11 protein-coding genes are annotated in these 14462 nt (G+C 46.7%); 10 read left to right on the top strand and 1 reads right to left on the bottom strand.

The window, feature by feature from the left end; translation table 11 throughout:
* Nucleotides 1-117: 117 nt before the first annotated feature.
* Nucleotides 118-1068, top strand: coding sequence for an aldo/keto reductase (locus tag J0A67_RS08345; protein WP_206568856.1), 951 nt, complete (start codon nucleotides 118-120; stop codon nucleotides 1066-1068).
* A 36-nt stretch (nucleotides 1069-1104) separates the two neighbouring features.
* Here J0A67_RS08345 and trpF read toward each other — a convergent pair whose 3' ends face one another.
* On the bottom strand, nucleotides 1105-1725 hold the full coding sequence (gene trpF / locus J0A67_RS08340; RefSeq protein ID WP_206568855.1) for a phosphoribosylanthranilate isomerase: 621 nt from the start codon (nucleotides 1723-1725) through the stop codon (nucleotides 1105-1107).
* A 132-nt stretch (nucleotides 1726-1857) separates the two neighbouring features.
* Between trpF and J0A67_RS08335 the strand changes: the two genes are divergently transcribed.
* The 9 genes from J0A67_RS08335 to J0A67_RS08295 all read left to right on the top strand — a co-directional run bounded on the left by J0A67_RS08335 (nucleotide 1858) and on the right by J0A67_RS08295 (nucleotide 14368).
* Complete coding sequence (locus J0A67_RS08335; RefSeq protein WP_206568854.1) at nucleotides 1858-2547, top strand: hypothetical protein; 690 nt, start codon at nucleotides 1858-1860, stop codon at nucleotides 2545-2547.
* Complete coding sequence (locus J0A67_RS08330) at nucleotides 2534-4201, top strand: S8 family serine peptidase (RefSeq protein WP_206568853.1); 1668 nt, start codon at nucleotides 2534-2536, stop codon at nucleotides 4199-4201. The genes J0A67_RS08335 and J0A67_RS08330 overlap by 14 nt, the downstream gene beginning before the upstream one ends.
* A gap of 56 nt (nucleotides 4202-4257) precedes the next feature.
* Nucleotides 4258-4908 (top strand): ribulose-phosphate 3-epimerase, encoded by a 651-nt coding sequence (gene rpe / locus J0A67_RS08325; RefSeq protein ID WP_206568852.1) that lies wholly within the window; start codon nucleotides 4258-4260, stop codon nucleotides 4906-4908.
* Nucleotides 4909-5027: 119 nt separating this feature from the next.
* Nucleotides 5028-5531: a hypothetical protein gene (locus J0A67_RS08320; protein ID WP_206568851.1), complete on the top strand. Its 504-nt coding sequence runs from the start codon at nucleotides 5028-5030 to the stop codon at nucleotides 5529-5531.
* A 91-nt stretch (nucleotides 5532-5622) separates the two neighbouring features.
* Complete coding sequence (locus J0A67_RS08315; protein WP_206568850.1) at nucleotides 5623-6642, top strand: hypothetical protein; 1020 nt, start codon at nucleotides 5623-5625, stop codon at nucleotides 6640-6642.
* A 95-nt stretch (nucleotides 6643-6737) separates the two neighbouring features.
* Nucleotides 6738-9260, top strand: a complete 2523-nt coding sequence (gyrA, locus tag J0A67_RS08310) for a DNA gyrase subunit A (protein ID WP_206568849.1) — start codon at nucleotides 6738-6740, stop codon at nucleotides 9258-9260.
* A gap of 27 nt (nucleotides 9261-9287) precedes the next feature.
* Nucleotides 9288-10496, top strand: coding sequence for a tetratricopeptide repeat protein (locus J0A67_RS08305; protein ID WP_206568848.1), 1209 nt, complete (start codon nucleotides 9288-9290; stop codon nucleotides 10494-10496).
* Nucleotides 10497-10814: 318 nt separating this feature from the next.
* Nucleotides 10815-11816 (top strand): acyloxyacyl hydrolase, encoded by a 1002-nt coding sequence (locus tag J0A67_RS08300; protein WP_206568847.1) that lies wholly within the window; start codon nucleotides 10815-10817, stop codon nucleotides 11814-11816.
* An 89-nt stretch (nucleotides 11817-11905) separates the two neighbouring features.
* Nucleotides 11906-14368 (top strand): PIG-L family deacetylase, encoded by a 2463-nt coding sequence (locus J0A67_RS08295; protein ID WP_206568846.1) that lies wholly within the window; start codon nucleotides 11906-11908, stop codon nucleotides 14366-14368.
* The last annotated feature ends 94 nt before the right edge of the window (nucleotides 14369-14462 follow it).

The raw sequence follows: 14462 nt of genomic DNA, 5'->3' as shown, positions 1-14462 counted from the left end.
CTTGTAAGTCGGAAAAATTCGGGAATTGCCTTGGAGAATGGTCGATTAGGCAAGTTTGAATTATCTTAATGGGGAATTTAGAGGGACTTTTTAATAGAAAACAAGAACATAACCACAATGAAAAATCTGGAATTTTCGAACGGAGACAAGTTGCCTATTCTTGGCTTGGGTACTTGGAAAAGTAAGCCTGGTGAAGTGAGAAAAGCAGTCTATTGGGCTATTGAGGCGGGATATCGACACCTAGATTGTGCCGCCATCTATCAGAATGAATTGGAAGTGGGGCAAGGAATTTCCGACGCTATCGGAGATGGACTGGTGAAAAGAAAGGAGCTCTTCGTCACTTCCAAACTTTGGAACGACAGCCACCGACACGAAGACGTAAGGCCGGCACTAGAGAAGTCGCTGCGAAACCTTGGCCTAAGCTACCTTGATCTTTACCTCATGCACTGGCCGATCGCCTTCAAGCCCGGAACTAGCTTCGCCGAACACAGAGAGGAATTTTATACCTATAAGGACATCCCGCTGACCCAAACTTGGGAAGCGATGCAAGAGCAAAAAGCCATGGGTGCGACGAAGCATATCGGAGTCTCAAACTTCAACCGGGAAAAGCTCAAGGAACTTTTGGATATGGGTGGGGAAAAGCCCGAAATGAATCAGGTGGAGATGCATCCTTTTTTACCACAAGCTTCCTTGGTTGATTTTTGTAGGGCAAATGGCATTCTGATCACTGCTTATTCACCGCTCGGATCACCGGATTCCAGGGGAGAAAGGCATAAAAACGATCCAAGACTTCTGGAAAATCATACGGTGGCTGACATTGCAAAGAAACATTCCGCGACTGTAGGTCAGATTTTGATTGCCTGGTCGATTGCTCGGGGCATCGCTGTCATTCCCAAGTCTGTAAACCAAGCAAGGATCGTGGAAAACCTGAAAGCTGCCGAGATAGAGCTCACTGCCCACGACATGGATGACCTCGCCAACATCGGGATTAAACACCGGTTTGTGGACGGTAGCATTTTTACCGGAAAACAGAGCCCCTACAAACTGACAGATCTTTGGGAGACTTGAAAAATAAAACCCGGTTCGTGAGAGCCGGGTTGTTTTTTAGTCTTCTGTTTCGAGAGTTTCGAGGATGTCAGTCAACTCATTCATGTCCTTTAGACCCGGCTTTATTTCAACTCCACCGCTCAGGGTAATTCCATAGATCCCTGTTTCGCCGACCAAGTCCAACACGTTGGACTTGTTGACACCAGCTCCCAGCAACACTTTGCAATTTTGTGCGAGTTTGGCGACCGCCTCTAAATCCTCCTTGTCCAATGCAGAGGCATGGGAAAATACATGCAGGATGATGCCAGACTCACGGAGTACCTTGGCTACTTCTTGCTCCATATGACGTACCTCCTCCAAAGTCACTTTGTAGATCAACGAATACCCCAAGCCGACGAGTTTTTGAAGTTCACCAATTCGGTCCAGTTCTATCCAGGTGATCGAAGGGTAGGCTTCGAGGACCGATGGAATGTCTGTAGAATCATGATGGTGGAACTCTCCCACAAAGTCGACACCCGACACCCAGCCGGTGATTTCCGCGAAGAGTTCGGGGCGGATGAAATTCTCCGAGTCGCTGTTGAGGTCGAAGCCGAGGAGATCAACATACATACCCGAGCCATATCTGGCGTCTGTTAGGTTGGTGATGCTGTTTAATTTTACAAAAGTCCTGAGCGCCATAGTTCAAATCGTATTGGGCTGCTAAGGTAAGCAGGCCGATTTTATCAGAAAAGCTAAAATTGATGTAGGGAAAATCCTCGCGAGGTCCCCTCGAGGGAAACATGATAGTCTTTTTCGTAGTATATTTTCGGCATGCGACTACGGTATTCCCTGCTGTCTTTTATGTTGTGTTTCTTCTTAGCTGCTTGCAGTGAGGAGATTGAGCCCCCAAATCCAGAACTTGGCCATGACTACCAACCTTTGGTGGTCGGCATTTTTTGGATCTATCAAGTCGAAGAGACGATCTATTACGGGGAAAATGATTCTGAGGACTCGCAATTTTTTTACAGAGACTTGATTCGAAGTAGCTATCTCAATGCGGAAAACGAAGTCGTCTACATCGTAGCGCGTTTTAAGTCTCCCGATCGTATGGATTGGTCATTCGAACTGGAGTATTCGATGGTCTATCGTGATCAGGCACTTTTGAGGACGGTTCAAAATACCCCCCTTGTCGCATTGGTTTTCCCCCCGGAACAAGGAAAAGTCTGGAATGGGAAGATTTATCAAGTAGAGGGGAATGATGACTTTGAGATTGTGCAAGTCGGCACGTCATCGATTCCTGGATTTGAAACCGTCGAAATTGTAAAAGTCAGGCAGGAAGAGCTCGATGACAACATAACGATCCGCGATATCCGCTATGAGGTATTCGGGAAAGGCATCGGCCTAGTGGAAAAATATGACGAAGTATTGACCTATTGCTCAAGAAATGACTGCTTGGGAGATCAGTTGATCGACGGTGGCAGCAAGACACATTTAACCTTAGTCGAGTATGGGCAAGATTAAATTTTGGATTGCGATTTCATTCACACTGCTGCTGGTGTTTTCCGCAAAGGCACAGGATCGATATGCGGTCTATTTCAAGTATAAGCCCCAAGAGAGCTTATCCCTGTCCAGACCCCAGGAGTTTCTGACTCAAAAGGCCATTGAAAGAAGAATCAAGGAAGGCGTCCCAGCCGATAGTCTAGATCTTCCGGTGGCAACAAAGTACCTTGATGAGGTTTCTGATTTGTCCGACTACGTGCTCTATGCGAGCAAGTGGATGAACGCGGCCGTGTTGGTGACGGATCAGGCGGGCGTGGACGCGATGGCTGCATTGCCATTTGTGGAGAGGGTAGAGCTGGTGGCCAGGGACTTTTTGACGAAACCTAGCGCAAAAATAAATTACCAGGCTCTGGCCTCAACAAGTACGGAAAACAACATTAAGCACCCGAAGCTGAATAGCAGAGAATTGGCTGAGACCGACAACTCCTATGACTTCCAAAACGAACTGATAGGCATCGATCGGATGCATGCCGATGGCTACACCGGCGATGGGGTGATGATCGCCGTCTTCGATGCAGGCTTTCCAGGAACGAATACCAGCTCGGCCTTTTCCCATTTATTTGCCAACAATCAGATTTTGGCCCAAAGGGACTTTGTTAGGCCTTGGAACACGGAGGTTTTTATGGGCCATCAGCATGGTACCAATGTGCTTTCCCTGATTGCGGCAAACGAACCTGGGAAACTTGTCTCTGGAGCCTATGATGCTGATTTTGTCCTGATGATTACAGAAGAGGTGGAGACGGAATACAAAGTGGAGGAATTCAACTGGGTGAGAGCTGCCGAATATTCCGACAGCTTGGGAGTGGATATTATAAGTAGTTCAGTGGGCTATTGGGATTTTGATGATCCAGCGATGAACTATACCTTGGAAGATTTGGACGGGAAAACAACAATCATCACTCGAGGAGCTTCCATTGCGTCCAACAGGGGGATTTTGGTAGTCAACTCAGTTGGAAACTACGGTTCGAGGGGTGAGTACAGCTTGGTGGCACCTGCGGACGCGGAGGATATTCTTTCGGTAGGGTCCGTAAAGACGAGCGGAGAGGTTTCTACTTTTAGTTCGCGTGGGCCTACCGGCGATGGACGCTTCAAGCCTGAGCTATCGGCGTTTGGGGATAGTCCGGTACTTATCCGATCCAATGGAAGTGCGGGATCGTCCAATGGCACGTCTTTTTCGGCACCACAAATTACCGCCTTGGCGGCGGGGCTTTGGGAGGCAAGGCCGGAATGGACCAAGGCTGAGTTGATGGAGAATCTTTTCAGAAGCGCCACCCAATACGACAATCCAGACAATCTTTTGGGATATGGTATTCCAAACTTTTATGATGCGCTCTACGGAGAGATACTCGCAGCGCCTGAACATGAAACGCTCAAAACAAAAATATACCCCAATCCTTTGGGACAAAGTGACCTCAAAATTCAATTTGGGACAGGGACGGACTGTAGTTTTGAATTGATCGATTTCTCAGGTAGGCTAGTCATGCGACAGAATCTTTCCAGGGCGCATGCCAATACACCTTATTTAGTTAGCGTGGATGGGATCGAGACGGGAATTTATCTCGTTGTATTGCGCGAAGGCGCCCTTATCAAACAGGTCAAGCTGCTCAAACAATAGTGGATTTTGTCCCAAGCTCGGATTTTGCTTGATTTGTACTGCTAAATAATTGCCCCATGTCGCTCTTGGTTGCCCCATCTATTCTCGCTGCGGATTTTTCCAAACTCCAAAAAGAAGTCGAGATGCTTAATAATTCCGCCGCGGATTACATCCACGTGGATATTATGGATGGGGTATTTGTTCCCAATATTTCCTTTGGCATCCCCGTGACTGAGGCAATCCAAAGACACGCAAAGAAGCCGCTTGACGTCCACTTGATGATCGTGAATCCCGATCATTATCTTGAAGCTTTCCGAAATGCCGGTGCTGATACTATTTCAGTACACTACGAAGCCTGCACGCATCTTCACCGCACAATTCAGGCAATACACAAGTTGGGGGCCCATGCTGGTGTCGCCATCAATCCCCACACACCGATCGCCATGCTCGAGGACATCATAGTAGATGTCGATTTAGTGTGCGTCATGTCTGTCAACCCCGGTTTTGGGGGTCAAAAGTTCATCGAAAACACCTATTCCAAGGTGACACGTCTGAAAGAATTGATTCTCAAAAAGGGCTCTTCGGCTAAGATAGAAGTCGACGGTGGGGTGAATCTCGACAATGCCCAAAAACTTGGCGCTTCCGGAGCCGACATCTTGGTGGCGGGTAGTTTTGTGTTCAGTTCTCCCGATCCTAGCCTAACTATTGCTACACTGAAAAAGTCTTAATACGGCATGTTTTCCTCCCCGCCGCTTATCATAAAATATCTTAAAAGGACATTTTTTGCTTGGTTTTTGCTGCCTTGAGTTTTTTATTGTAGGCTTAACCATTTTAAACCAAGACGATTATGAGAAAGATTTGGATGTTTTTGTTCCTTTTTGGAGGATTGAGCTTGGCGGCTTTTGCACAAGAAGCTGCTGTAGAAGAGGAGGTTACTGACGAGGAACTAATGAAGTTCGCCAATGTGGAATTCATGACCTCTGAATTTGTGGAGAAGAAGACCGATGAACTAAAGGATATGATCCTGAACAACGAGGTCATCGACGGAGGCGCTAGATACAATGAAATCAAAGCTGCCTGGGGAGATGCCGCCAAAGAAGCGGAGATCAAGTTGACAGATGATGAAAGAGCTGCTTATAAAGCGATCAAGGATTTCCAGGACTCACTACAGGAGTCTGTGGTAGAATATAAGACTGAACTGATCAAAGACGACAACGTGCTGGGCGTTTCTATTTACAACAAAGTAAATGGTGCGATCAAGGAAGATCCAGCAATGAAGGAGAAGTTGGATCAAATGGTAGAGGAAATGAAAACCAAAGAAGAGGACGGAGCCACTCCATCTACTAAATAAGCTTATTGGCAAAAGATTTGAAGAAGTCTCCCAAAAAGGAGACTTCTTTTTTATTTTCACACCAACAGAGTCGGATTGTCGTTAATTACCCATGACCATTAGAAAAATCTTCTTCCTAGTAATCGCTGTTTATCTCGTACACATTCATGCATTCGCACAGGATGAGGATATTTTTGGGATAAGTGAAAAAGCGAAGAATCCAAAAAGTGAGTCCGGCGTGGGCAATGTCTTCCGAAATGCCTTGGAGATGTTTGCCTTGGAGATATCGACAGGGGCAGCCTACCACCAGATCGGCACTGATTTTTACTCCCCAAACCCTTCTCTGTATCCCATATCTCAATACCAAAACTTTGAGAGTTCGGAGTTTACCCTTCAGGATACTCTTTCTCTTTCCAGCAATGAGTGGATTTTTCCGTTGCTGAATGGGGGAGTCAGAATCAATCTTTTTAACCTCCTGACTATCGGGGGTGGATACGGGATGGAATGGGGTAATCTGGCTCCTATGAGGGGTAGCGATCATGAATTTCAGTTTGAAGGGTCTACTTACCAGATCAGCAAATACTACGGCACGGTTGGTTTGGTTCTATTCGACGCGAAGCGCCGGCAAAGCATACTGAAGTGGCAATACCGCAAATACAGCACAAACAATCTGTACATGCAGTCGGAACTAAGGCAGCGAGCACGGGCAAACTACCCTTGGCGATTTATTTTGGAGGGGGAGTTTGGAAAAATGAACCTGAAAAAAGCCTATGATCCCGCTCTTTCGGCTAGTGGAGCACCTTATGTGCCACGACTTGCTGTTTCAGAAGACCCTTATGTAGGGGTTTCCTTGAGAATGGAATATGATTTCTCCGAATACGCCAAGCTGTTTTTGAAGGGAGGGGCTGAGTTTAGGAAGTTTACCTATGCCGCATCTGACTATTCTGAATTTCAGAATATTGACCAAAATGTCTACGGGCTACAGGCAGGTTTGGCTATCAAAATCCCCGGCACCAAGCGATGCAAGATCCAAGGGTGTGGGGTAGTGATGAAGCATCTTCATGACGGGATTGAATATAGAGGCAGCTCGATTTTCAACCTGCAAAACCGTAAAATCGGTCAATGGTATTGATGATCTAAGGGCTTTATAAGGTTTGAATCTAAGCTTTCGAAACCTTGCAGTTTTTACTATCTTGCAGCTTAATTTGAAGCGCGAAAAAGTACTTTATGGCCCAAGGAGAGAACGAGCACATCATACCAATCAATATTGAGGAGGAAATGCGGGGTGCCTACATCGATTATTCGATGTCGGTCATTGTTTCAAGAGCACTTCCAGATGTCCGAGACGGACTCAAGCCAGTTCACAGGCGTATCCTTTACGGAATGCAGGAACTGGGCGTATTACACAACAAGCCTTACAAAAAATCAGCGAGAATCGTCGGGGAAGTACTGGGTAAATACCACCCTCACGGGGATTCCGCGGTATACGAGACTATGGTTCGTATGGCCCAAGATTGGTCATTGAGATATCCATTGGTGGACGGCCAAGGAAACTTTGGATCCATTGACGGGGACAATGCTGCAGCGATGCGATATACTGAGGCAAGATTGAAGAGAATCGCCGAAGAATTGCTGGTGGACATCAACAAGGACACCGTTGATTTCCAATTCAACTTTGATGACTCGCTCAAGGAGCCGACGGTACTACCTGCCAAGGTACCAGCACTGCTACTAAATGGCGCTTCTGGGATTGCGGTAGGTATGGCAACCAACATGGCGCCTCACAACCTAGGTGAAGTCATAGATGGCATCATCGCCTATATTGACAACAAGGAGATCACAGTCGCCGAATTGATGAAATTTATCATCGCTCCGGACTTTCCGACTGGAGGGATAATCTATGGCTATAATGGTGTAAAGGCGGCCTTTGAAACCGGACGCGGAAGAATCGTCGTAAGGGGCAAAGCCAATATCGAAACCAAGGATGGCGGAAACAAGGAGATGATTGTCATCACCGAAATCCCCTATATGGTGAACAAGGCCAACATGGTCGAAAAAACCGCCGCCTTGATCAATGAGAAAAAGATCGAAGGGATCTCCGCCATACGCGACGAATCCGACAGATCTGGTATGCGAATCGTGTACGAACTCAAGCGGGATGCGATATCCAGTGTGGTATTGAACAATCTTTACAAGCATACCGCACTACAGACTTCATTCTCAGTAAACAATGTCGCCCTCGTCAAGGGTAGACCTTATACTCTGAACCTCAAGGATCTCATCGTTCACTATGTGGCGCACAGACATGAGGTTGTCGTCCGTCGGACCGAATATGAGCTGAAAGAAGCAGAGAAAAGAGCACACATTCTCCAAGGTTACCTGATAGCTTTGGATCATTTGGATGAAGTGATCTCTCTGATTAGAAATTCCCCGGACCCTGAGACTGCCCGAAACGGCTTGATGGAGAGGTTTGAGCTGAGCGAGATCCAAGCAAGGGCAATTCTGGACATGAGGCTTCAGCGCCTCACCGGAATGGAGCGCGAGAAGATCATTCAGGAGTACAAAGAGATCATGGCTCTAATAGAAGAGTTGAAGGAGATCCTCGCCAACGAGGATAAGCGGATGGAGATCATCAAAACGGAACTTCAGGATATGAAGGATCGCTACGCTGATGATCGCAGGACTGAGATCGAGCACAACGCCGAGGATTTCAGCTATGAGGATATGATTCCCAACGAAGAGGTGGTAATTACCGTCTCTCACCAAGGTTACGTAAAGCGAACCGCCTTGACAGAGTATCGAACCCAAGGTCGGGGAGGAGTAGGTTCCAAAGGCGTAAGCACCAAGGAAGACGATTGGACGGAATATATTTTCACCGCTTCCACACACAATTATCTGCTGATTTTTACCGACAAGGGAAAGCTGTTTTGGCTTAAAACCTATGCGATTCCCGAGGGCTCCAAAACGGCGAAGGGTCGTCCTATCCAAAACCTCATCAACATCGAGTCTGACGACAAAATCAGATCGATTATCCAAGTTGAAAGTCTGGATGATCAGGATTACCTGAACAATCATTTCTTGGTCATGATTACCAAGCAAGGTATCATCAAGAAAACTACCCTAGAGCAGTACAGCCGTCCTCGCTCCAATGGAATCATTGCCCTGAATATCAGGGAAGATGACCAATTGGTGAATGTCAGTATGACCAATGGTAGTCAGCATATCGTGATCGCCGCCAAGTCAGGCCGAGCGATCCATTTTCCGGAATCTGCTGTTCGCCCAATGGGCAGAACAGCGACAGGGGTGAAGGCCATAACGTTAAATGGTGATAAAGATTATGTCATTGGCATGGTTTGTGCCTCAGAGGAACACGCAACACTGTTGGTGCTCTCCGAAAAAGGCTATGGGAAACGCTCTGAGCTGGACGAGTACCGGATTACCAACCGTGGTGGCAAGGGAGTAAAAGCGATGAATGTGACTGAGAAAACAGGCGCATTGGTTGCAATAAAAGAGGTAGTGGACTCAGATGACTTGATGATCATCAACAAGTCCGGTATCACGATCCGAATATCAATGGATCAGCTGAGAGTAATGGGCCGGGCCACCCAAGGCGTAAGATTGATCAGGGTTGGCGATGGCGATGAAATCTCCTCTGTTGAAAAAATCTCCAACGACGAAGAATTGGGAACGAACGATTCTTCTGATCTTGCAAATCCTTCTTCTGAAAGCACAGAAGAACCGAAAGAGTAACCGAACAATTAAGATAAAAAAACGCTAATGAAAAAGCTGATTCTCTCTTTGGCACTGGTTGGTGCTGCAACCTTCGCCTTTGCACAAAAGAAAGTGGTAAAGGAGGCTGAAAAAGGATATAAATCCGGAAACTACGATGCCGCTCTTACCGCGATCAATGCTGCGACCACAAATCCCGAGACAAGCGGTGACCCTGCGACGTTTCTACTGAAAGCGCAAATCCAGACTAAAATGTTTGGAGCGGATTCCTCCAACACCGCTGAGACGGTAGAGACTGGAAAAGGTGCTTTGGAAAGCTACAACAAAACCTTTGAAATGGCTGGAGGTACCAAGGAATCCGGCGTTGGGGAAGAGGTCTACGCGGAAGATATGCCAGGTGTACCTGACAACATGCGTCCTTACTCCATCATGACACTCAAGAACATTTCCTTTGACAAAGGTATCGAAAGATACAACGTCGAAGATCTTGAGATGGCTTATGAATTCTTCAATTTGGCTGGTGAGATCGACCACACCGACACGACCATTCACTACAATGCCGGCTTCCTGGCAAATGATTTGGGCAAGTTTGAAGAGGCAAAAAAACACTTCGGATACCTACTCGAGGTTCCAGAATACAACAAGCTGAATGCGTATTACTTCATGGTTCAGATCCTCAGTACCGAGGAAAAAAATCCAGAGGCTGCTTATGAATTGGTAAACAAAGCGAAAGCTGAATATCCAAATGACAAGGTCCTGGCCGAATATGAAATTCAGTTGCTACTCCAGCTGAACAAGATGGATGAGGCGATGGCGCAGATCAAAGACGCTTTGGCAAACGATCCGAACAATACCGGGCTTCTGTTGAGATCAGGCTATCTCAAAGAGCAGGCTGGCGACTTGGAAGGCGCTCTTGAAGACTACAAGAAATCCGTGGAAGTAGATCCCAACTTCTTTGAGGGAAACTACTATACCGGTGCATTAATGCTTGAGATGTCGAAGAATATCCTCAATGAGCTGAACGGACTTTCCGATGCAGAATGGGAAAAGCAATCCCAGACTTTGGGTCAGAAGGCCGATGACTACTACCGACAGGCGATTCCTTACTTTACCAAAGCTGTGGAGATCAAGCCTGACAATACCGATATCATGATCATCCTATTCCAGGTCCACACGAGATTGAAGAATACCGCAGAGGCTGAGGCTCTCAATAAAAAGCTGGTTGAGCTTCTTGGACCTAACTGGCAGGAAATGTAATCTTGACTAACACTTATCCCAAAAAGGCCGGCTGAAGAGTCGGCCTTTTTTTGTGTACAAAGGGTATTTCCACGAAATTTTTAACCTTATGGTCTTGGGGAAAAATTGCCACGTTTTTCGGGAATAGTCTCCACAAATTTTTGAACACTGAGAGGATTTTTAAATACTTTTGCACAACCTAATCGAAGAGGAAGTGGAATTATGTTTTATTTGATTAAAATTGGATTTTTCCTTTCTTTGATTTTTTTGATCACTTTGGCATCAGCCCAGGATGCAAAATTTCAAAAATCTTTCAGCTTTTCTTACGAAACCGGGCCCATGCTTAGCAATGGAACGGACTGGGGAGATGAAGTCAAAAATGCGGTGGATTTCAAGGCGCTTGACCTAAAGTTTGGCTGGAGGAAAATCTCGAACACCAAGTTTAACTACCTGTACCGATATCCAACCCTTGGACTTGGATTGAATTCCACCCTCAAACATTATCCGGAAATTGGGAGGCCATTGGCACTATATGGGTTTATGGATTTTCCTTTCTCCGTGCGAAACCAAAATAAAAGGGTAGACTTTGGCTATTTCACGCAGCTAGGCGTGGGATTTAACCTGAAACCCTATGATTCTCTGGCTAATCCCACCAACCGATATATCGGGTCCAAAGTTAATGCCTACATCTTCGTGGGTTTGAATACCACGGTGAGGATCTCCCAGCGGACGGATTTTCAGGCCAGTTTTGGTCTAAAGCACTATTCCAATGGCTCTGCAAAAAAACCGAATGCCGGCATCAATCTGTTTCCTCTGAATCTCGCGATGAAGGTGAAACTCGGCCAGTTGGAACCTATCCCAAGCACTGCTCCGGAGTTTGGTAAAAAGGAGCTGAGGACTTTTTGGAATTTTGCATTCTACACCGGCATTAAAAATTATGAAATTGGTGATCCATCCTACTTTCGGGGAGGCCTAGGGGTCAATTACCTTTTGGAGCCGGGATACAAATACAGACTAGGATTGGGTCTGGATCTTTTCTGGGCGCAGGGTATGGAGTCAAGGTTTCCGTCGTCCGATTTTTCTTTCAAAGATCAGACTTCCGTCGCAATTGTTGGGTCTTGGGAATGGCAGCTTACCGAGCAACTATATGTGCCTATCGCCTTTGGAGCGTATCTTTACCGAAATGAGTTGAATCAAGAGATGTCGTGGTTCTATGAACGAATAGGGGTGAGGTATCGGTTTGACAACGCCATGTTTACAGGCTTGCAAATCAAGGCACACAAGGCGAAGGCAGACTTTTTCGAATTTACCTTTGGGTATACAATACCGGGTAAGAAATAGGATGTGGCTTGTGGATTTTGCCCATTAATCACAAAATATTTTTATTTCGTCCAAGATTAGGATAGCTTTCTGTGTCAATAAAGCCCCATATGACCAGACCAAAGGACGTCCTAATTCTTATTTTCTTTTTCTTCGGCGTTTCTAGCAACCTTACTTTCGGCCAGTCGGTCCCTTCTTCTGTGATCTATCAGCAGATCCTTCAATTGGAGGAAACTAAGCGAATTCTGTATGTGGCGGCTCATCCCGATGATGAAAATACGCGGCTTATTTCCTACCTAGTCAACGGTGTCCATGCCGAAGTAGCCTATCTGAGCCTTACAAGAGGGGATGGTGGCCAAAATTTGATCGGCAAGGAACTTGGAGTTGAACTCGGACAAATCCGCACGCAGGAGCTTCTGAAGGCCAGAGCAACAGACGGAGGACGGCAGTATTTCACCCGTGCACTGGACTTTGGCTATAGCAAAAATCCGAGCGAGACCCTACAAAACTGGGATAAGCAGAAGGTCTTGGCAGATGTAGTATGGGCTATTCGAAAGTTTCAGCCCGACATCATCATCACCAGGTTCAACACTATCCCAGGAGTCACGCATGGACATCACACGACCTCGGCTATCCTGGCGGGGGAAGCCTTTGATCTCGCTGGAAAATCAAATGCGTTCCCTGAACAGCTCCAAAGGGTAAAACCTTGGCAGGCAAAACGAATTTTCTTTAATGCCTACAATTTCGGTGGCGAATTTATACCGGAAGAGGGTAAGAAGTACCATGTGTTTGAGGTAGGCGGCTATGATCCGATTTTGGGAGAGACGTTTCATCAAATCGCTGCGGATAGTAGAACTATGCACAAGTCCCAAGGTTTTGGCGCCACCGCGGGAATAGGGCCAGCAAAAGACTACATCCAGTTGGTGGGAGGGGAGGATTACAGCGATGACGCTTTCGATGGAGTTGAGGATAGATGGCAGACGGTGGCTGGAGCTGAACTAGTTCAGGACAAACTCGAACAGCTTATTTCAGATTTCGATTTCGTGAAGCCTGAGCAAAATATCCCTGGGCTTTTGGAGATCAGATCCGATTTGCTGGCGCTCAATTCGAAAGAAATATGGCTGGCCGAAAAGGTCGCGAAACTGGACCGGGCAATTCTGATGAGCTTAGGCTTGGAGGTGGAATACAACGTTCGAAAAGAGCTAGGATATCCTGGAGAGGAGATCCAAGCGGAATTGGTGATAAACAACCCTTCCTCAATTGCTATTGACCTTACTGGATTCCGGTCAAATGGGCAGGATTATCCGGACGTAAAAGGTGAGTTGGTAGAAAACAGGCTGCTAGTCATGCCGGTAGATATCACTATTCCTCAAGATGCTAGCTACTCCCAACCTTATTGGCTTGAGAAGCCAATAGATGGGGCCTTATTTGATGTAGCTGATCAACAGCTTATTGGCAAACCTTTCAATGACCCTGCAATTTCAGGTGAATTGAATTTTACCATCCTTGGTCAGAAGCTTGTGCACTCTGTTCCCTTGCAGTACAAATACAACGATCAAGTGGATGGTGAGGTAAAACAGCCATTTACGATCGTTCCGGAGGTCGAGCTTTTGGTCGCCAAAGACAACGTTTTTCTGGTCTCCGGTGCAGATCCAACACTCACCGTTTCGGTGAGTTTCAGAGACAAGCTTCTAGAAGGCGAATTGGACTTCGTTGGCTTGGACCCTTCTCAATTTAGCATACTGGCCACAAGTGATGTCTTTACTCAAAAGCGGAGAGTTTACCAAGTTGCCTTTTCTCCAAATGGCAGCGGCCTGAAAGAGGTAACTGCAAGATTTACCACCGTGGAAGGGAAAAGCTATACCCAGCACACCCGGAGCATCTCCTACAAGCACATTCCCAATCTGACTTATTTGGTTCCATCTTCTTTCAACCTCATTCAGGCTGATTGGAAAACATCAGCCGCCGAGATTGGCTACATACCCGGAGCCGGTGATGATGTACCGGGTGTTCTTACAGCCTTGGGTTACAAAGTAACTCTAGTCGGTCCGGAGAATTATGATGCCGAGTACTTGAGCCAATTTAAAGCAATCGTAGTAGGAATCAGGGCTTATAATACCAATGAGTTTCTGGCTGCCAATCAGGCTATTCTGTTGGACTACGTAAGGGATGGAGGGAACCTGATCGTCCAGTATAATACCAGCAGCCCGCTTTTGACTAGGCAGATAGGTCCATTCCCATTCACGATAGGCAGGGATAGAGTGTCGGTACAGGGATCTCCGGTGACGGCGGAATGGAAAAGTCCCGTTTTGTCTCAACCAAACCAAATGAACGAGCAAGACATGGATGGATGGGTGCAGGAGAGGGGACTTTATTTTGCGACGGCCATCGACCCGCAATATCAAACTCCGTTCGTCATGCAAGATCCCGGCGAAACTCCCAGCAAGGGGGCACTTTTGGTGGGCAAGTATGGGGAAGGCACCTTTGTGTATACTGGCATTTCGTTCTTCAGACAGTTGCCTGCTGGGGTTCCTGGTGCTATCAAGTTATTCATCAATCTTATCGAACAATGACCATGAGCGAACCTAAGATACGCTGGAAGTTGATTTACTTAGGGCTGATGGCTAGCTTGATGCTCATGATCGTGTTGTTTTACTGGCTAACGGT

It is taken from the genome of Algoriphagus aestuariicola, from assembly GCF_017254835.1.
Lineage (GTDB): Bacteria > Bacteroidota > Bacteroidia > Cytophagales > Cyclobacteriaceae > Algoriphagus > Algoriphagus aestuariicola.
Note: the sequence above shows the minus strand (reverse complement) of the source record. Positions and strands in the feature narration are given on the sequence as shown.

What these genes read in the sequence shown, in the direction of transcription:
- J0A67_RS08345 (WP_206568856.1), top strand. Translation starts at nt 118, where the DNA reads ATGAAAAATCTGGAATTTTCGAACGGAGACAAGTTGCCTATTCTTGGC.
- trpF (WP_206568855.1), bottom strand. Translation starts at nt 1,725, where the DNA reads ATGGCGCTCAGGACTTTTGTAAAATTAAACAGCATCACCAACCTAACA.
- J0A67_RS08335 (WP_206568854.1), top strand. Translation starts at nt 1,858, where the DNA reads ATGCGACTACGGTATTCCCTGCTGTCTTTTATGTTGTGTTTCTTCTTA.
- J0A67_RS08330 (WP_206568853.1), top strand. Translation starts at nt 2,534, where the DNA reads ATGGGCAAGATTAAATTTTGGATTGCGATTTCATTCACACTGCTGCTG.
- rpe (WP_206568852.1), top strand. Translation starts at nt 4,258, where the DNA reads ATGTCGCTCTTGGTTGCCCCATCTATTCTCGCTGCGGATTTTTCCAAA.
- J0A67_RS08320 (WP_206568851.1), top strand. Translation starts at nt 5,028, where the DNA reads ATGAGAAAGATTTGGATGTTTTTGTTCCTTTTTGGAGGATTGAGCTTG.
- J0A67_RS08315 (WP_206568850.1), top strand. Translation starts at nt 5,623, where the DNA reads ATGACCATTAGAAAAATCTTCTTCCTAGTAATCGCTGTTTATCTCGTA.
- gyrA (WP_206568849.1), top strand. Translation starts at nt 6,738, where the DNA reads ATGGCCCAAGGAGAGAACGAGCACATCATACCAATCAATATTGAGGAG.
- J0A67_RS08305 (WP_206568848.1), top strand. Translation starts at nt 9,288, where the DNA reads ATGAAAAAGCTGATTCTCTCTTTGGCACTGGTTGGTGCTGCAACCTTC.
- J0A67_RS08300 (WP_206568847.1), top strand. Translation starts at nt 10,815, where the DNA reads ATGCTTAGCAATGGAACGGACTGGGGAGATGAAGTCAAAAATGCGGTG.
- J0A67_RS08295 (WP_206568846.1), top strand. Translation starts at nt 11,906, where the DNA reads ATGACCAGACCAAAGGACGTCCTAATTCTTATTTTCTTTTTCTTCGGC.